Source organism: Devosia sp. Z6_126 (assembly GCF_058133495.1).
The window spans coordinates 463302-481563 of sequence record NZ_JBYUNO010000001.1; the positions used below are offsets into that span (position 1 = coordinate 463302).

The 18262-nt window shown below is 57.4% G+C and carries 12 protein-coding genes and 3 pseudogenes; 12 read left to right on the plus strand and 3 right to left on the minus strand.

The window, feature by feature from the left end:
- The first annotated feature begins 9 nt into the window (after positions 1-9).
- From AC3YOG_RS02325 to AC3YOG_RS02355, 7 genes and pseudogenes are all read left to right on the plus strand, one after another.
- On the plus strand, positions 10-1509 hold the full coding sequence (locus AC3YOG_RS02325) for a tripartite tricarboxylate transporter permease (RefSeq protein ID WP_489933911.1): 1500 nt from the start codon (positions 10-12) through the stop codon (positions 1507-1509).
- A gap of 48 nt (positions 1510-1557) precedes the next feature.
- On the plus strand, positions 1558-2646 hold the full coding sequence (locus AC3YOG_RS02330) for an isocitrate/isopropylmalate dehydrogenase family protein (protein ID WP_489933912.1): 1089 nt from the start codon (positions 1558-1560) through the stop codon (positions 2644-2646).
- 89 nt (positions 2647-2735) lie between these two features.
- Positions 2736-3761 carry an AbrB family transcriptional regulator gene (locus AC3YOG_RS02335; protein WP_489933913.1) on the plus strand — a complete coding sequence of 342 codons (1026 nt, stop codon included), beginning with the start codon at positions 2736-2738 and terminating at the stop codon, positions 3759-3761.
- A gap of 260 nt (positions 3762-4021) precedes the next feature.
- On the plus strand, positions 4022-4453 hold the full coding sequence (locus AC3YOG_RS02340; RefSeq protein WP_489933914.1) for a hypothetical protein: 432 nt from the start codon (positions 4022-4024) through the stop codon (positions 4451-4453).
- Between the two features lie 733 nt (positions 4454-5186).
- Positions 5187-5834, plus strand: coding sequence for a hypothetical protein (locus AC3YOG_RS02345; RefSeq protein ID WP_489933915.1), 648 nt, complete (start codon positions 5187-5189; stop codon positions 5832-5834).
- Positions 5835-7227: 1393 nt separating this feature from the next.
- A pseudogene (locus AC3YOG_RS02350) lies at positions 7228-7314 on the plus strand (hypothetical protein); the annotation flags it as partial.
- A gap of 147 nt (positions 7315-7461) precedes the next feature.
- A pseudogene (locus AC3YOG_RS02355) lies at positions 7462-7617 on the plus strand (DapH/DapD/GlmU-related protein); the annotation flags it as partial.
- Between the two features lie 828 nt (positions 7618-8445).
- On the opposite strand, the gene AC3YOG_RS02360 reads toward AC3YOG_RS02355, so the two are convergent.
- Both AC3YOG_RS02360 and AC3YOG_RS02365 read right to left on the minus strand, forming a co-directional pair.
- The gene (locus AC3YOG_RS02360) at positions 8446-9363 is read right to left on the minus strand and encodes a hypothetical protein (protein WP_489933916.1); all 918 of its coding nucleotides are present in this window, start codon (positions 9361-9363) and stop codon (positions 8446-8448) included.
- Positions 9320-9826, minus strand: coding sequence for a hypothetical protein (locus AC3YOG_RS02365; RefSeq protein WP_489933917.1), 507 nt, complete (start codon positions 9824-9826; stop codon positions 9320-9322). Before AC3YOG_RS02365 ends, AC3YOG_RS02360 begins: the two co-directional genes overlap by 44 nt.
- Positions 9827-10473: 647 nt before the next feature.
- Here AC3YOG_RS02365 and AC3YOG_RS02370 point away from each other — a divergent pair.
- From AC3YOG_RS02370 to AC3YOG_RS02385, 4 genes and pseudogenes are all read left to right on the plus strand, one after another.
- Positions 10474-11611 (plus strand): annotated as a pseudogene (locus tag AC3YOG_RS02370) (IS3 family transposase).
- 77 nt (positions 11612-11688) lie between these two features.
- Positions 11689-12381 (plus strand): hypothetical protein, encoded by a 693-nt coding sequence (locus AC3YOG_RS02375; protein WP_489933918.1) that lies wholly within the window; start codon positions 11689-11691, stop codon positions 12379-12381.
- A 403-nt stretch (positions 12382-12784) separates the two neighbouring features.
- Positions 12785-13300 carry a transposase gene (locus tag AC3YOG_RS02380; RefSeq protein WP_489933919.1) on the plus strand — a complete coding sequence of 172 codons (516 nt, stop codon included), beginning with the start codon at positions 12785-12787 and terminating at the stop codon, positions 13298-13300.
- Positions 13301-13595: 295 nt separating this feature from the next.
- Positions 13596-14747, plus strand: a complete 1152-nt coding sequence (locus tag AC3YOG_RS02385) for a tyrosine-type recombinase/integrase (RefSeq protein WP_489933920.1) — start codon at positions 13596-13598, stop codon at positions 14745-14747.
- Between the two features lie 217 nt (positions 14748-14964).
- Here AC3YOG_RS02385 and AC3YOG_RS02390 read toward each other — a convergent pair whose 3' ends face one another.
- Positions 14965-16029: a tyrosine-type recombinase/integrase gene (locus AC3YOG_RS02390; protein ID WP_489933921.1), complete on the minus strand. Its 1065-nt coding sequence runs from the start codon at positions 16027-16029 to the stop codon at positions 14965-14967.
- A gap of 1271 nt (positions 16030-17300) precedes the next feature.
- On the opposite strand from AC3YOG_RS02390, the gene AC3YOG_RS02395 reads away from it, so the two are divergent.
- Complete coding sequence (locus tag AC3YOG_RS02395) at positions 17301-18059, plus strand: metallophosphoesterase (protein WP_489933922.1); 759 nt, start codon at positions 17301-17303, stop codon at positions 18057-18059.
- Positions 18060-18262: the final 203 nt, after the last annotated feature.

The window sequence follows — 18262 nt, forward strand, 5'->3', positions numbered from 1 at the left end:
GCTTGACCGATGGATACCCTTCAATTCCTGCTGGATGGCTTTCTGGTGGCGCTGGCTCCCGGCAACCTGATCTGGGCCGCCATCGGCGTGCTCGTCGGCACCGCTATTGGGGTGCTGCCCGGTATTGGCCCGGCCTTAACGGTTGCTCTGCTCCTGCCGGTTACGGCCGGCCTCGAGCCGACCGCGGCATTCATCATGTTCGGGGGCATTTACTACGGCGCCATGTATGGCGGCTCCACCACTTCAATCCTGCTCAACACTCCCGGCGAGTCGGGCTCCATCGTCACCGCAATCGACGGCCATGCCATGGCTCGCCAGGGCCGTGGCGCACAGGCTCTCGCCACTGCGGCGATTGGCTCGTTTATCGCTGGCACCATCGCGACCCTGCTGCTTACCTTTGTGGCGCCACTCATGGTTCGTTTCTCGCTGATGTTCGGACCTGCCGAGTATTTTGCATTGATGGTCGTAGCCTTCATCACGGTGACGGCCGTGCTGGGCCAGTCAGCCGTGCTGGGCTTTGCCAGCCTTCTGGCTGGGTTGGCGCTCGGCCTGATTGGAACGGACCGCCAGACCGGTGTCGCCCGGCTGACGATGAATTTCCCCGAACTGCTCGATGGTGTGGGGGTGGTAATAGTCGCGGTGGGCCTTTTTGCCGTCGGCGAAACCCTGTTCCAGGCGTCGCGTCACCGCTTCCAAAAGGAAGAGATCTACAAGATTCACGGATCGGTCTGGATGTCGCGGGAAGATTGGAAGCGCTCCTGGCGGCCCTGGCTGCGTGGAACTTTCATCGGCTTCCCGATCGGCGCACTGCCCGCCGGTGGCAGCGAAATCCCAACCTTCCTGTCCTATGCCGTTGAAAAGCGGCTGTCCAAAAATCCAGAGCAGTTTGGCCACGGAGCTATTGAAGCCGTTGCCGGTCCGGAAGCTGCCAACAATGCCTCTGCAGCAGGCGTATTGGCACCATTGCTGGCATTGGGGCTACCCACCTCGGCCACTGCCGCCATCATGCTGGCCGCGTTCCAGCAATACGGCCTCCAGCCAGGACCACTCCTGTTCGCGTCCAATCCCCAATTGGTGTGGGGACTGATCGCCAGCCTCTATATCGGCAACTTGTTTTTGCTGCTGATCAACCTGCCGCTGGCGGGCCTCTGGGTGAAACTGCTGCTTATTCCGCGGCCCTGGCTTTATGCGGGCATCCTAATCTTCGCGACGCTGGGCGTTTATAGCGTCAACAACAGCGTGTTCGACCTCGCCTTGCTCTGGCTCATCGGCCTCGCAGGCTTTGGCATGCGGATTCTGAATATACCGGTCGCCCCCTGCATTGTCGGGCTTATCCTCGGGCCTATGGCCGAGCAGCACCTGCGCCGGGCCCTGGCGATCAGCCAGGGTGATCTGTCCGTCTTCTACAACCCCACGACCCATCCCATTGCCGTCACGCTCATGATCATCGCTCTGGGCGCCGTGCTCGTGCCGATGGCCCTGCGCTTCCGCAGCGCCCGACAAGCCTAGCCTGGACAGGCAGCCATTGCCCCCAATCCTTTACGACAGAGGTCTTCCATGACGTCCAAACTCACCATTGCGGTGCTCCCTGGCGACCATATCGGTCCCGAAATCAGCCAGGCTGCCGTGCAGGCTTTGACAGCCGCCAGCGATGTCTTTCAGCTTGGGCTTGACTTCAAAACCTATGAGGTTGGCCACGAGAGCCTGCGTCTGCACGGCACCACGCTGCGCGACGAGGTTTTTCAGGCGGCCATTGCTGCCGATGGCATTCTGCTGGGGCCGTGCGACAATGGCGGCTATCCTCCGCTGGCCGAAGGCGGCATCAATGTGCCGGGCAAGTTCCGCCACGAGCTCGACCTCTACGCCAATCTGCGCCCCTCCAAATCCCACGACAGCGTGCCCAATTCGCGCGCCGGTCTGGATGTCCTTGTGGTTCGGGAAAACTCGGAAGGCTTCTATCCGGATCGCAACATGTTCCAGGGCTATGGCGAGATGATGCCCGTCGAAGGCGTGGCCCTTTCGGTGCGGAAAATCACCGCGCATGCCTCGAACCGCATCGCCCATTCAGCGTTCCAGTGGGCCCGCCGCCGCCGTAACCTCGTTACCATCGTTAGCAAGAAGCACATCTTCAAGATGACCGACGGGCTGTTCTACGACGAGTGTATGAAGGTCGCCGCTGAGTATCCCGACGTGACCTGCAACTCGATGATCGTGGACGCCCTCAATGCTGACGTCTACCAGCGCCCCGAGCGCTACGACGTTCTGGTGATGACCAACCTGTTTGGCGACGTCATCTCCAACCTCTGCTCCGCTTTGGCCGGTGGTTTAGGTCTGGGCGGTGGTGTTAATGCCGGCGAGAACCACGCCATGGCCAATGCCTCGCATGGCTCGGCGCCTGACATTGTGGGGCAGGACAAGGCCAATCCCATTTCCATGGTCCGCTCCGGCGCGATGCTGGTCGGCTGGCTTGGCGCCAAACACGGCCGTTCCGATCTCCTGCAGGCGGAAGCTGCCATGGAAGCCGCGGTCAACGAAGTGCTCTCCAGCGCCGACACCCGAACCAGCGACGTTGGCGGTACGGCTTCCGGGAGCCGAGCCTCGCAAGCCATTGTTGACGCCATTCTGCGCAACGGCCGCGCCGCCTAGCAGGCGCAGGTGTTGCCCGCGGGAGCCTGTGTGGCCCACAGGCCTCGATAACTTCGCAGGAGCATGAACTGGTACGGTTTCCCAGCCTGGTGATACTGCTGACCGCCGCATGTTGCGGATTGCTCCTGCAATATCTCGAAGTTCCGCTCGGTGCCCTTATTGGGGCCATTTTCGGCGCGGCTATCGCCACGCTGATCCAGGGCGGCGGCGGCCTTCATCTCGCACTCAGATGCACTGGCCAGGTCATTGCCGGCATTGCCATCGGCCTCAATTTTGTTCCGGCGGCAGTCGACCAGATGGTGGCCTACTCCGCCCTGATCCTGGCCGCGGCGGTGATGTCGGTGGCCAGTGGCTTGGCCATGATGGCCTTGGTTACCCGGCTTGGCAAAGTGGACCGAACCACGGCGTTCTTTTCCACCACGCCCGGGGGCGTCGCCGAAATGTCGGTGCTCGCTGAACGGTATGGAGGGGACAGTGCCCTGGTCGGTCTCGCCCAAACCTTGCGGGTTCTGCTGGTTGTTTTCCTGGTCCCCGCAGGGCTTGGCCTGATGGGCTGGCATGGCACCGTGCCGGTGGCCGCAGCACCTGTTCCCTTCGCACCTCATGCCTTAGCGGCGGTGACGGTCGCGGCCATGCTGGCATCGCTGCTCTTGGGGCGGCTCCATATCCCCAATGCCTGGCTGCTGGGTGGCTTGGTTGCCGGCATCTTCGTGGCTTATTCGGGCATCGCCGAAGTTGCGGTTCCCGGTTGGGCATTCACCCTCAGCCAGCTTCTTATCGGGGGCAGCCTCGGGGCTCGGTTCCAACGTGACAAATTGCTGGCGGCCCGTCGGTTCTTGCCGGCAACGATCGCCGGCACACTGGCCGTTATTGTCGTCATGAGCCTGTTCGCCTCACTGCTCAGCAGTTGGACCTGGACGGATCTTCCCACGCTCGTCCTGTCACTGGCGCCCGGTGGCATTGCCGAAATGAGCATCACGGCCAAGTCGCTGGGGCTGGGCGTCGTTACGGTGACGTGCTTCCACTTGGTCCGCATAGTGTTCATCTTGTTGGTAACGGTGCCGCTCTATCGCCTGTTGACCAGAATCAGCCGACACGGCCAGCCACTAGTTTAGCGGAGCGCCTAAAGGCAGGATCGCTGCGTCCGGGGTGAAACTGGGTTCAGGGATTGTGGCGACGCCGCTCCGCAGGCCGCCAGCAAGACATAGCTGCAGTTGCCAGTGGGCTTCAGAGGTGCGTGCTCCTGTTAGTGTGACCAGTTAGTGACCGGCTGCAAACCAGGATGCATTTGTTGGCTCGCCTCGCTCAGAGGCGTTGAAATGCCAAGGGAAAGGTTGGCGCGCCGGCCAGATCGAAACTGCGAACACCTATTGCATTGAACTACAACGGAAACCTAAATCGAACGCTAGTAAACCCGTGTGATCCGCTTGCCCGCCATGCAGCCAATGCAGTAGCGCTACCTCTGCATAGAGAGGCGGTTGAGCGGCTCAACAATGCCGAGGGGCGGGAAAAAGACCCTGCCGCCAAAACTGTCGCTGCCTGTGCGGCCCAGATCATTGCTGGGCACCGGACCGGCAAGCACTGGATTCCGCTGATCGAGCATGTTGCCGATTCCGTGCCCGCAGTTGGGGTAGTGCTCAATCCTGACCTGCGTGCCCGGATGACAAGGATCAAGGCCTCGCCCGAAATGCTCCACCCGTTCCATGCTTATCACCGGCAGATGATCGCAGCCCTGCATCCTTGGCTCGCCTATTGGCTCCTGGCCAGGGCACCAGCAGGTACCGCGCCGCACCAGCGCCTGCCCTAAGCTTCCTGGCCTTATCCTCACACAGCAAGTGTTCTGCTTCTGGCTCATCCGAGAGCCAGAAGCAGATCGTGTCGGTTACTCCGCTCGACCAGGGTCTCGGGGTAACCGCCCCGATGCGGCCGGCAAGCCGGCCTTCCCAACGACTGAAGGGATCGGAGATTCCTTCAAGATGCCGTTCCGGCAGCCACAAGCCAAAAGAAAGAAGAACCGAGCCAGAGGTTGACGCCGGAGAGGTCCGCCCACATTTTCCCACCCCAGCTTCATCGAAGCTGGGGTAAGCGCCGCAGGCCAGCGGACAAATCCGGGGTCAAGTCGGCCTCCGGGCCCCATCCTCAAAATGTGCGCGCCAGCGCAAGCGAATGCCACATCACCCTTCTGGTCCAGCACTAGCGGACCAGATCAAATCGAGCAGCATTATGAGGAAGGGTGAGGCTGACGACCTTTGGCGCAGTTGACCTTTGGATTCGATAATGCGGGAAGTAGATCTCACCAGTAGAAGAACGGTTTGCAGCCTTCGATATGAGCTTGACAGATCCAGGGAGCAACCGGTGATTTACAGGCGGTTTCACCCTTAAGCAGGGACAAGAAGTACCGGGATTTTTCGTGTATGACGGGGTACTATCCGACCAAATTGAAGTTACGTCCGGACGTTGATGCGAACCTTGAGGGGTTCCAGCGCTGACCCAGAAGTACTCTACATAGCGCACCGTTTCTTCGGACAATGCAGTCTCACATGGGCAGTGGCATTACGCTGGTATCGCCCTTTCGGACGAAAGGTTACTCAATGAGTCATTGCATCACCCAGAGCGTTGTGGACCCTGAGCCAGCCTCACCAGCTGAGGTGATGGATCTCGCCACAGGGAATCAAAGCATCGCTCATTACGAACCTGATGAAGAAACATCAGAGCAAATGGTTTCTCGTTTTCTCTCAGAGGAAGTGCTCTCTGCATTTGATGCAGCACTCTCGCCAAACAGCCAACGGCGGTATAGTACTGTTCTGACCCATTTTAGCTTGTGGTGTGATGCCAACCACACATCCGCTATACCGGCCCTTCCAGAAGCTGTAGCTTCATATTTGGTGAGTTTGCATAAGGGCGGGCTAAAGGCGAGTACGATTAAGAACGCTATGTATGGCATTCAGTACGCGCATCATGCCGGTGGATTCGTAAGTCCAACTGACACATTCTTGGTGCGCTCGGTGCTGCGCGGAATCATGCGCAAGGATACCAGACGAACTGACCGGAAGAACGCAGCAACGGTTGAGAGAATCGTTGCGATGCTCTCGCATGTGCCGGGGGGAGTAAGCGGGGTTAGAACCAGTGCACTCATACTCACTGGATTTGCTGGAGCCTTGCGCCGAAGTGAACTTGTTGGATTGTAGGTTGAACACATCCGCTTTGTGCCTCTCGGTGCCGAGCTATTTCTTCCGCACTCCAAGGCAGACGCTTTCAACCGAGGAACAACTGTAGCTATACCGCATGGTTCGATCTTGAAACCCGTTGTGGCACTACAACGATCGCTAGATGTAGCGGAGATCAAGACCGGTCCCGTGTTTCGAGGTGTCTATGGATCCACTATAAAGTAGAGACAAATAACTGATGTGACAGTCACGCGCATTGCCTACTCGACCACGGGTCCGAAGCTCAGAAAGCATCGCCTGGCAAGTTGGTTCGCCTTCATCTTCGCCTCTTCCTCTCACTATATGGCGTATTGCCCGGAACTCTGTGAGTTTTTCTAAGTGCTTGATGAGCTTGTCTCACTTGGAGTGAACGACGGGCCCGCATCAGCACTAGAACTCATGGCGATCGGGCCATCGGCGGGCGAGCCACTCGGAGATAGGACATCACTGATATCGGTCCGCCGTTCCGAATGGTGGCGAGGAGGAAGCTATACCGACCGGAGCTGAAAATTTCTAATGTGAAGCTGTTGAGATTCAGCAGTTCAAGCAAGCAGCCGCTGGCTCGCTTCGCCAGAGCGGCCTTGCGCTCCGCCGGCGATGTCGTTGTAGAGCTCCGGTGTATCTTATGCCTACAATCAAAGGCTCGTGCCCTCACGTTAGATACCTGGAGCGCACCCATTTTAACCGGACACGCGGCATAGCCGATAAGGCACAGGCATGCGCCTATGAGTACGACTATGTCCAAGAGTTCCCACGAGCCGTTTCGAAAGGTCGAAGTTATCACCTCCGGGCAGCGCCGGCGGCGCTGGTCCGTAGCAGAGAAGGTTAGGCTGCTGGAGGAAGCCATGCAGCCTTGCGTGAGCGTTTCCTATGTGGCGCGCCAGAACTGCTTTTGTTTTGTATGCCGCTGCCTCGAAAGGGCAGGTTTCAGCCTTCATCCTTGGAGACAGCGGCTAATTGTACCGGGCGCCATGCCTTCCACTATCTTCAAAAGTCCAGCCTCTCGACAATTCTTCAGTGTCTGCGGTGCTGTAAGGATGAATTCGACCGCCGACACTACCTTTGAAACACACAGCTCCAAGACCATGCCATACAACAGTGCCCCGTCTTCCCATTTTGGATGAAGGAGCTCCTCGCCTTCTCGGTTGGCAACCCCTTCCTCTATATGCTACCGCTCCGGAAGCCACAGCAGAGTTTCACATGGGTCTTACAGCCGACCTGAGCAGGGGAATAGATGAGCCGGCTTAGGAGTTATCTGAAGCGGCAGAGGGTTTACTATTTTCTTGCCGCCCTTCGTTACTACGCGGTGAATAAAGTCTCTCGATCCGTGCCGTTTTGGTTTGTACGCAAATTTATGTTCGGCCTGCTTCCAGGAATGGTGATCGGTCGTGATACTCATCTTGGAATGAGGGTCTTTGTCTCAGGATTCCACAACTATTGTGGGATCATCATCGGCGACAACTGCGTCCTGAATCGGGACATTTATCTTGACGGTCGGACGGGCCTCACGGTCGGGCGGAATGTGAACATCTCTTTTGGTGTTACTATCCTCACGCTTCAGCATGATCACCAGCACCCCAAGTTCGTTGCGGTAGGTGCCCCTGTGACGATCGGCGACGATGCGTGGATCGGTGCCAACGCGACGATCCTCCCAGGAGTCAAGGTGGGTCGAGGCGCTGTTGTGGCTGCGGGGGCAGTGGTGACCAAATCAGTTGCTGAATTTTCGGTGGTCGGCGGGGTACCTGCAAAGATCATCGGCGAGCGGAACCGAGAGATCGACTATCTGACCAGGTTTTCTCCCTACTTCGACTCGGATGTATTTGATGAATCCAAACCCTAGTGCGAAGCCTAGAATTAGTGGCGGCCGCAATCTCCCGATTGATCTCTGAAACGAGATCATTGATTTCAAAGTGGAGCTGGTTTCCATAACGCTTTAAGAAATCCATATAGACACTCATGACGGGCATCGTAGTTACTAGCGGCCTAGACTGCACGACCGCCCGAACGGCGCGACGCAATTCATCGACCCTTCTTACGGTTGCCAGTTCGAATTGTGGTTGTGTCTCAGTCAGCAGAACCAGCGGACGTGGGTGCTCGAAGAACTCGCCTAGTTCGATGGCGCTCCGAAACTCAATTTCAAATGTGACGACCAATGAGCTCGCATAAGTTGTTGTACCTCCGTCAAGGGGCCTAAGCGCGTACTTTTCTTCCTCTACGTCCCATATTCCGACGGAGCTTCCGTAGGCCATCGATTGTAAGACGGTGTAGTTCTTCGAGTTTGATCCACCTTTCAACGCTGCGGCAACGCTGTCAGGATCCGTTACGAAGCCGTAGTTGATTGTCACGTTTACAAAGAAAGGGTTAGCCGCCCCGACGCCCATCCCCTCCTGAACGATCATCGACACACCAGGCTGCCCGTCGCTGTGTATTCGCAGCGACTTTGGTATCAACGTCAATGCGTCGCCCGCAGAGAGTGCTACGAATTGGCTGTCAACTCCACCGAGAAGCCGAAAGGACGCATGTTGAGCAGAGCAGACCATTCCGCAACTAAACCATGTGAGGGAAACTAAGAGAGTGAAAGTGAGTAAGGACCTCATGACCCGCACTCCGTGCGCATCTTTTTCAACAGCTCCTGATAGTAGTCCTCGCCGATCTCCCTCGCCGTTCGAAGCTTAGGGCCGTAGTCTTCTACGCATGTGTCCACGCGCGTAATAACGGCTGCAATGTCTGCAGCACCTGGACATGGCTTGTTCGGTTCCGATAAATTGACGAACTGATCCGGATAAACCGAGCACAAAGGACCAAAGTCTGCGCCAATGGCAAATGACCGATGCTGGACGTTTTGCTTATCAATGATAAAATCCTGATTGACCTCCTCAGATAAACTCTGAAAGAACGAGTTCGAGTTAAAGCTCCATCCAAACATGGAGCCCCCAGCCTCACCGTCACCTACAGCGGCAGGGCGAAGTTGCGGAGCGAACATCCCGGTGCCGTTTATTCTCGCGTTAACAAGCGTTTCAAATATAGTATTGATGAGCGTCTCGTTGTTGTCGTCGACTGCACCTGAGGTAACCTGCAGCTCTATTGAGCCATCCTGTTTCATCGATTGAACGTCGACGACGTGGCTTGAGCGCCAGAACCAACCCCCACCACCTACACGGGCATGGAAGTGCTCGAACGTCTTTTTCCAGTGAACCCGCAGTGCGGCGCGGAACTTTGGTGTGACGCCTTTCACCAAAAATCTATAACGGACGACCATGTTGGCGGCATCACCGCCAAGCCTGTTAGGTGTCTCAACAGATGGACGGCCGCCTAGTGCATTAAGTGGAATGGTAAATGCCTGAGGTGAAGTTCCACCTGACCCAGAGACAGATTCAAGCACGTACTTAGCCTGGTCTTGCCCGACGTCGGCGGTGACGTCGATTCCAAGATCCCGCAGTGCTTGTGAGTACTTGATTGTATAGTCATCAAAGATCCCGCAGTGCTTGTGAGTACTTGATTGTATAGTCATCAAGTATGCTCGATGGCATGATGTATGTGGGGTCGGTCACAAAGTTATTCGACATTACTACATCGAAGTAACTCTTCTCAATTGGCACCACCGCCAGTGACGCTTGCGGATTCTGCGCCTTTATTGCCTCTGTCGCCTTAGCGACGAGATCCTCATCCCAAGCTGGGCGCACCATAATCGTGAAGTTGCCGCCCACACCTGCAGGATCTTTCTGCGTGATGCCCCAATGCTGAAATCCGATCCGCGGATTTCCCCTGTCATCCGTCGACAGTTCTAGATCATCGGGCAGGAAATAGAAGGCATTAGGATCTTCACTGTCTGGCATGTACTGAAGCAATTTTCCGTCTACCGATACCGACTTAACCACATCAAGCTCAGGAAGTGCGATAGCCCCTACTACGAATATTGGCGCACAAAACGATATGGCAGAAGCAATAATCATAGAACGCACAATTGGGATCATGGCCTATTTTACCTTCAGCAGCAAAACTGTCTCAGAATATCCATGCAAGTTTCAGACGCAACTAGTGCATATGGGCTAGATTTAGCTATCGATTTCCAGTTGGTCTTCAATACCGCGATATGTCTGGATACATATTGGCTTTAGGGTGCCATGAGCAGCTCAGTATCTGAACGGCAGATCTTCATCCGAATTCGGCGTGGCTTTGATTGTAGCACTGGCGTGCGGCAAACCCGTAATTGCCTGAGACAGTTATGTTACATGCACGGCTCAGGCCGTGGCCGACCCTCTGCAAATGTTGTGACCCATACCGGGCACAACGATTTCAATGAATTAGCTACCGAGCCGAATGGGCTGCTTGGGTCGCGCAATCAACCCTTCTCAGTCGTTTGGAGATCACTGCCGATGTCCCGACAACCGCCGTTAGTGGCAAGCCTAACTTTCGGCTGGTCAGGAAGCGTTTGTGGAAAGTCCGGTTGTGGGAGCACTCAACCGCACCCTGCTGGTTCTGAGCACGACTTGCCGCCTCCCAACTATTGGATTACCGATTAGCGCGGAACAGCAGTAGAGGTGGCTCGGGAAAACTGGACAGTGGGATAAGTGGATTTTGTGCCTGATGGCGGCCAGTATGGCCGCGAACAGGAGCGAGCATGACGAGACGACCCCGCCGCAATCACACGCCGGCATTCAAGGCGAAGGTGGCGCTTGCCGCCATCAAGGGTGAAAAGACCCTGGCGGAACTTGCCCAGCAGTTTGACGTACATGCCAATCAGATCACGCAGTGGCGCAGCCAGCTTCTGGAAGGCGCTGCCGATGTATTTGGTGGCGAGGCCCGCCCAGAGCCGACCACGCCAACGGTGGACATCAAGACGCTGCACGCCAAGATCGGTCAGTTGACGCTGGAGAACGATTTTTTGGAAGGAGCGCTCAGCAAAGCCGGCCTGCTGAGCGCAAAGCGATGATTGATCGGGACCATGAACTATCGATGACCCGGCAAGCTCAGATGCTCGATATCAGCCGGAGCAGCGTCTATTATCTGCCACGTCCGGCATCGCCCGGCGATCTGGCCCTGATGCGCCGGATCGATGAACTGCATCTGGATTACCCATTCGCCGGCGCGCGTATGCTGCGCGATCTGCTGAGTCGAGAAGGGTTTGCTGTTGGTCGGCTGCATGTGACCACGCTGATGAAACGGATGGGCATCGAGGCGATTCATCGCCGACCCAATACCAGCAAGCCTGCGCCGGGCCACAAGGTCTATCCCTACCTGCTGCGCAGGCTGGCGGTGACCCGGCCAAATCAGGTCTGGGCAATCGACATTACCTACATTCCCATGGCACGCGGCTTCGTCTACCTGGCGGCCGTCGTGGACTGGTTCAGCCGGCGGGTATTGGCCTGGCGGCTCTCGATCAGCATGGACGTGAGCTTCTGCATCGAGGCAGTTGAAGAGGCTCTGGGCAAATACGGCGCCCCGAAATCTTCAACAGCGACCAGGGCTCACAATTTACCAGCATGGCCTTCACTAGCCTGCTACGCGACAACGGCATCGCCATCAGTATGGACGGCAGAGGGGCATGGCGGGACAATGTCTTCGTCGAGCGGCTCTGGCGGTCCATCAAATACGAGGAGGTTTATCTGCGTGCCTATGACACCGTCTCGGACGCACGATCCTCGATTGGCAAATATCTGGCCTTCTACAACGGCCGGCGCCCGCACTCGAGCCTTGACCGCATGACACCGGACGAGGCCTACTTCAATGCGCTGATGCCAATCCCGGCAGCGGCATAAACAAGGCAGAAATCCACTTAGCGAACACCAGCTGCCTGTCCAGACAAACCGAGCCACCTCTAGTAGCGGTGCTGAAGATGACGGACGTGCGTGAGATAATCCAGCCATCCATCGAGCGTCTTCTCGAACTTGGCGTAAATTTCCGACTGCACCGATATTTAATTGATAAGCATGCGGCAGACTGGCGCGACCTCTCAGCAGAACTCCACGAAGATTACCCAATTAGGTCCCTAGGCATCATCGCAACGCCTACGAACATAGAAAAATACCATTTTCTGCATGATGAGGAGTTGGTTGCGCCGGAGGACATCGTTCATATGGTAGGCGACCAGGTCTACGACGCCGCAATGGCTGCCTATGCTTTTACGATCGTCGAGATGTGCGGCGACGAGGTTGCAAATCTCGTGAAGCAGGCGCCTACGAAACAGCGGGCGTGGCATACTGAGATTAAGCAGAACGATGAACTCTCGATCAGCGAGGCACTAAGCCAGAGGGCAAAGTTCGCCCAGCCTTTTGATGGTGATGTCAATCTGGTGACTGCAAAGTCGGTTGTTCGATTGGCGAGAATCAAGGCCGCCCGCAATGAGTTCGCCCATCGAGGCGATACGATGGTGAATTTTACGCGGTTCTTAGAAGACGCACTGGCCGTCCTTTGCCAGATCTATTTCTTGTGTCTGCCTGGGGAAACTCACCTGAAGCTTTATCCGTGGGAGGTCCTCACCGATAAATGGGATGATGGGAATTTTGAGCATACGGAAGAACCAGACTAAGGGAAGCAGCGTGTGGGCCACGGCGTTATTTCACCGAAGCGCAGGTGCGGTGACAGCCTCGTTGCCACGGGACAGGGCCGGCCTTACTAAGTCTGCACACCGTCCTAGAATGCACTTAAGCAGAAGCATAGCGAGGTTCCAGGTGCCTGGCCGGACCCGCATGAGCCGCTGCAACCCGCTGCCGTGGACCAAACCTAACGGCTGCCACGCTGGTCGGACAAGTTTGCGGGCTCTCGCCAAGTTGGAGAAGCCGCAGCGCACACCGAGTGTTATCAGGTCAGCGAGGGCTACAATATCCTCCATTGCCCTGCCGGGATGCAGCAGCAGCTGGAGACCCGCAAAAACCCTCGCGCCTTTGCTGGTGTCATGATTCACTGATGTCGCCCGATCATGGAGCGTCATCTTGGACCCGCATTCCCTTTTCAGCCTGAACGACCACCTCGAAGTTTTAAGCCAGCACGGTGATCCGCTCGAGGTTTTGGAACGGTCGGTGGATTTCGAGTATTTCCGGTCCTGGCTAGTTGAGGGGTTAGGATACAGCGATGGCAGCAAGGGCAGCAAGGGTGGGCGGCCGCCGTTTGATCCGGTGGCCATGTTCAAAATCCTGATCCTGCAAGCCCAGCACAATTTGTCCGACGCCCGCACGGAGTTCATGATCCACGATCGGCTCGGTTGGATGCGGTTCCTGGGGTTCTCGCTTGGCGATTGCACGCCCGATGAGAACACCATCCGCCATTTCCGCAACCGGATGACCGAGACCGGCACGCTCAAGCGGGCGATGAAAGCCTTCGACTGGCAACTGCACAAGAAGGGCTACATCCCCATGTCAGGGCAGATCGTGGATGCCTCGCTGGTACCGGCGCCCAAGCAGCGCAACACGGACGGTAAGGGGTGTTTTACTGGTTCTCTTACTGGTTAGTGTCTCAAAGCTGTGAGACACGGCTTTCTGCCTTTTTGAGACACGGCTTCCGAGTCTCGTTTTGAGACACCGACCCCCTACATCTTGGGTGACGGAGTTGAGCAAGACGTGCTTCGCTGGCTGCTGCATTCCCTACGACCGCTTCCCGAATGACCTGTAAAGGGCGCGCAAGTAGTGGTCAGATGAGAACAGTAAAGACTTTATTGTCTGAGCGGGGTCGTGGCAATTTGAGCATCATGGAAATCGGCCGGACCTATTTCGTCACCCCAGCCGCGCTTCGGGAGATGATGAACAAATGCCGCGCCCCTCAAAACCTCCCCGGCTCTACCTCAACCCCAAAGAGCGCATCTGGCTCATCAGAGACGGTTCGCACACTGAGCGCACAGGCTGCAGCGAAGGCGACCGCGCAGGAGCTGAAAAGGCTCTCGCGGCATACCTCGGCAGGAAGTTCGCCCCAACCGTCCGCGAGCATTCACCAGCTCGGCTCACAGTTGCGGAGATCCTGACCGCCTATGGCCGCGAACACGCTCCCCACGTCAAGGATCCAGCGCGCATTGCCTATGCCATCGACGCTCTCAATGAGTGGTGGGGAGGGCGCACGCTGATGGACGTTCGTGGATCCACTTGCCGGGCCTATGCTGACCACCGCCGCAAGACGGTCAAGGATGGCGCCATCCGACGCGAGCTCGGCGTGTTGTCGGCCGCTATCGGGCACTGGCATTCCGAGCATGGTCCGCTCGACTCGGTGCCGGTGGTTTCGCGGCCCAAAATGCCCGAGCCGAAGCCTGACTGGCTCACGCGCCGTGATGCCGCACTGCTCATTGCTGGGGCACTGGGCTGGTATCGCGTGTCCTATTCGGACATTCACACCCGCAAGCAAACCACCGCATGGCGCCGGGACCGGGAGGCGACCAACCGGCACACCGCCCGCTTCCTTCTCATTGGGATTTACACCGGCACTCGGCCGGGCGCGATCATGTCGGCGCAATGGGTGCCCAACCTGCAGGGTGGCTGGTTTGACCTTGAACGGGGCGTCATGCACCGCATGGGCGCCGGCGAAACCGTCTCCAACAAGCGCAAGCCACCAACGCGGCTGGGCCAGCGCCTCCTGACGCATCTGCGCCGGTGGCACCGGCTGGACCAAGAGGCTCGCCGGATCGTGGAAGCGGCCGAGGGCCCGGGCACGGTTACGCACCTTCATGTGGTCAACTGGGGCGGCGGCAAGATCTCGGACGTGGGCCGTTCGTTCAGCCGCGCCTTGTCGTTCGCCGGCCTTCCCTCGTCTTACACCCCTCACATTCTGCGGCACACGCGCGCCACCTGGCTCATGCAGGCGGGCATCGACGTGTGGGAGGCTTCGGGCTCCATCGGCATGTCTGCCGAGACGCTGCAGAAGGTGTACGGGCACCATCACCCCGATTTTCAACGCAAAGCCGCCGAGGTCTAAAATGAGGTTTCTGTACGGTATCTGTACAACTGGGGAGGGCCGCCGCCGTAACCCCTTGAATTTGTGGCGCACCCGACACGATTCGAACGTGTGGCCTCTGCCTTCGGAGAACAGTGAACTTGGTCGAGAATCCCGGAAGTCCGGGCTTTTTTGTCGCTCATAGTGCATGAACGTTCACAGAACTCATCAGGATTCTGTTGCCATTCTGTGCCCGACATCAGGACAAGGCCTCCAAGACATCGGCCTGATAGTCCGGGCTAAATTTCGCATACACCTTCAAAAGCGTCTCCACCGACATGGAGAGATAGCCGGCCGCCGAAAAAGGCGTCACGCCCTTTTGCATTAGCCAGGTGGCTGTGGTGTGCCTCAAAATGTGGGGGGTCACGTCATCACCAAGGCCTGCAGCTTCGACAGCTGAGGTGAACGACCGCTTGATGTCTCCCATGCGATGGTTGTTCCAGCTAACAACGAACTCGCCTTTGTTGCGCCTGCGAGCCCGCCGAAGGTGGCCCAAAAGGCGGTTGGGGATCTTCACAACGCCTCGGCGTTTCGTAGAAATTTCCGAGCCCGGCGCACGGAAGTCCACCATCCCGGATTCAAGATCAACCTGCGACCACTTCAAACTCAAGATCGCCTCTTTCCTGCGGCCCGTCCAAAGTCCGATGACTATGAAGAGCGACAGATGCTCCCGCGCGATGGAGAGCCGCCGAGCTGCCCGAAGAAGGGCTGCCGCTTCGTTTCGGCGCAACCACCTAGGCCGTGGGTCCGGAACACGGGGCAGCCAGAAAGTCGCCCCATGTCCAGGACAGCCGGCGTTGACGGCAGCCCGCAAGGTCGTGAGCTCACGCCTCACTGTTCCATCGCTGATCTGCACAGTGCGGCTGGACTTTCCGCCTTTCCCGGCAGGGACTTTACGCGGCCGCTGGCGCCATGCTGCGTAGTCCTTGCAGAACGCTGTGTTGATATCACTCACCCTGCGATGCCCGCAAAATTCGATAATCGGCGTTAGCGCGTAGCCGATGCGCTCTGGTGCGGCGATCTCTGCATTGTCCTCTACCGACAAGGCGTAAGAAGTGAGGACTTCTGTGATCAACCCGTTGCTATCGGGAGCTACCGAACCCTGCTTGATGTCAAACTTCGCTTTGACGAGCTCAGCCTCTTTGAGATCATTAGTGCCTGTGCTGCGCTGACGTGTGCAGCCTTTCGCGTCGGTGTAGTAAATGTAGTAGGCGTTGCGGTCCTCACGATATTTGAGGCGTGCGCCGTTTCCACGACGACCCATTTGGCTTTCTCCTGTTTTAAGAATTTTGCCCACGCCGTGGTGGGAATAAGGTAGCGTTTGCCGGAAGGAACCGCGTCAAGCAGCCCGTTCTCGATCCACTCATCGACCCGTTTTCGAGTCTGCCGAAAGCGGCGGCAGAAGGCCGCTACGGTTAAAAGCTCTTCATCGTCAGGCGGTGAGCCCGAGTTGAATTCACGACTTTTGGAAAGTATACTCACGCGCATCATCGGACTCGTGGAGCCCGTCCCTACGGCTCCTTTTTCCCCTGGTCGCCAAACTTTCGGAAAAAGGCCCGGTGATTAGAACCCTAGCTTCGGCTGGGGTTCTTTCGTTTACGGGCTAAGGGTGTGCGCGACCTCTGCCTGTTGTCAACCCGAGGCAAAATGCTAACGCGTTATAACATCAGAGGAATTCGACCTCGAAGAGTCGGCCGAAGGCTTCAATAATTGCCGAATCTGCAAAAATGCTCGGCTTGAATCTGGTTTTTTGCAAATTCGGGAAAAATCGATGGCTGTTTCAGCTGAGAGCTGGCTGCCTTTGCATAAAACTGTACCGAAACTTTTTTTGTGCAGGCGAGGGAATTCCACAGGAACGTAGTGCGAGAGCGTCTTGGCTTTCGAACCGCGCGCACCCAAAAGCCAGAAAGGCGCGCTACCATCTAACTACGCAACACCATCATTCGACAGGTGCGAGTGCGCTTTGAACGCCCGCTGGCCGGTCAGAATATCTTAATTGGGCCATCGATCGGCTTCGCAAAATTACTCCCTCCCCTTGGGAGGATCGGGGTAATTTTCCGAAGGACACGGCAAGCCGTGTTTTTCGTTGACGGACGGATCGTTCGATCCGTCAAGATTCCCAAGGAGGGCGCCTCGGTGGAAATAAGAAAGAGATAGGACGGAGCATTCTCAACATCAGGCGCTGGGTGGAGCCGACAGAGCCGGCTAAGCCCGATCGTCTCGCGATGAAATGCCTTGAAGCTTAACCTCTCGGTCAGAGCTCGTCGTCTTCGGTACAGCCCCCTCTCCCAGTGTCGATTTCCATCGAGAAGCTGCGCTAGGGTTGGGTACAGGCGGCAGGGCGCAATACGCCTCCCTGCTGCCTGCACCCAAACCAAGCTTCACTAGCTCTCTGAAAATAGACAGTGGAGCCTGAGGGTGCTTTGACTCACAAAGGCCCGCCCATTAGCCTTTGGCTTGCCCTCCCAGCCAGGCTGGGAGGGTGTGAAATGATGGGGCGTCCTCTGTGCGTCAACCGTCGACTGGAGTGGCGTGATGGTCCGTATCTGGGTGGTGTCAGACCTGCACACCAATGCTTCTCCCTGGTCCCCTCACTTACCGCCACATGACCTCCTGGTGGTCGCAGGTGACGTTTCCGACGGCCCCAGCAAGGCGGCAGAGGAGCTAGTCCGCCTCCATGGCCTCACTGGAAAACCCGTCCTATTCGTCCCGGGAAATCACGATTTCTTGGGAGGCCGCTTACGAACCGGCGAGTTTAGCCATATTCCCAAAGGCGTCGCCGTCCTAGAGGCCGGCCAATCCGTCATTCTTGATGGCATCCGCTTCATCGGCGCGACGCTGTGGACAGATTTTTGGCTCACAGACACCGAGTTTGCATCTCAGAAGTGGGCCATTGGTGCCATGCCCGAATATACTCGGGTTCGTCACAGTGTAGCGGATCGGCTCATCCGGCCACTCGATGCATCTGCGGAGCACGACCGTGACCGCGAAGCGCTGCGTCAAGCGCTGGAAACGCCACATGACGGGACAACAGTGGTTGTTACCCATCACGCACCGTCAATTCGATCCTTGCCGAAAGACGCCCGCCACGACATCAGCAGCGCCGCGTTCGCGTCAGACCTGGAGGCGATAATAGAGCAATATCAGCCGGAATTGTGGATACACGGCCATGTTCACGAGCCTGCAGACTACAGAATTGGCCGCACCCGCATCCTCTCAAACCCGAGAGGGTACCCAGACGAATTGGGAAGAACGACGCCATGGCGAGAGCAGCTTGTCGTGGACGTGCTTTAGGTTAGAGGCGCTGATCGGCTCGCGGTCTGCCGTGGGCAGGTCCCTCGAACGCTCTCATCACCAGGCATCGAGTTCCTGAGGCCAGCGGACGCTGCATAGTCTACGAGGTCGGCGCATCTAGCGTCCCGGGCCACAGTCCTGCCGAATGCCCCATTGCCACCGCTTCTCTTGGCTTCCAGAGTTGCCCACGTAATTTCGGGGGC

Bases quoted from the DNA above. Each gene is read 5' to 3' on its own strand.
- AC3YOG_RS02345 (WP_489933915.1), top strand. From the start codon at position 5,187: ATGGGCAGTGGCATTACGCTGGTATCGCCCTTTCGGACGAAAGGTTAC.
- AC3YOG_RS02360 (WP_489933916.1), bottom strand. From the start codon at position 9,363: ATGACTATACAATCAAGTACTCACAAGCACTGCGGGATCTTTGATGAC.
- AC3YOG_RS02390 (WP_489933921.1), bottom strand. From the start codon at position 16,029: ATGGGTCGTCGTGGAAACGGCGCACGCCTCAAATATCGTGAGGACCGC.
- AC3YOG_RS02365 (WP_489933917.1), bottom strand. From the start codon at position 9,826: ATGATCCCAATTGTGCGTTCTATGATTATTGCTTCTGCCATATCGTTT.
- AC3YOG_RS02375 (WP_489933918.1), top strand. From the start codon at position 11,689: ATGACGGACGTGCGTGAGATAATCCAGCCATCCATCGAGCGTCTTCTC.
- AC3YOG_RS02385 (WP_489933920.1), top strand. From the start codon at position 13,596: ATGCCGCGCCCCTCAAAACCTCCCCGGCTCTACCTCAACCCCAAAGAG.
- AC3YOG_RS02395 (WP_489933922.1), top strand. From the start codon at position 17,301: ATGGTCCGTATCTGGGTGGTGTCAGACCTGCACACCAATGCTTCTCCC.
- AC3YOG_RS02330 (WP_489933912.1), top strand. From the start codon at position 1,558: ATGACGTCCAAACTCACCATTGCGGTGCTCCCTGGCGACCATATCGGT.
- AC3YOG_RS02325 (WP_489933911.1), top strand. From the start codon at position 10: ATGGATACCCTTCAATTCCTGCTGGATGGCTTTCTGGTGGCGCTGGCT.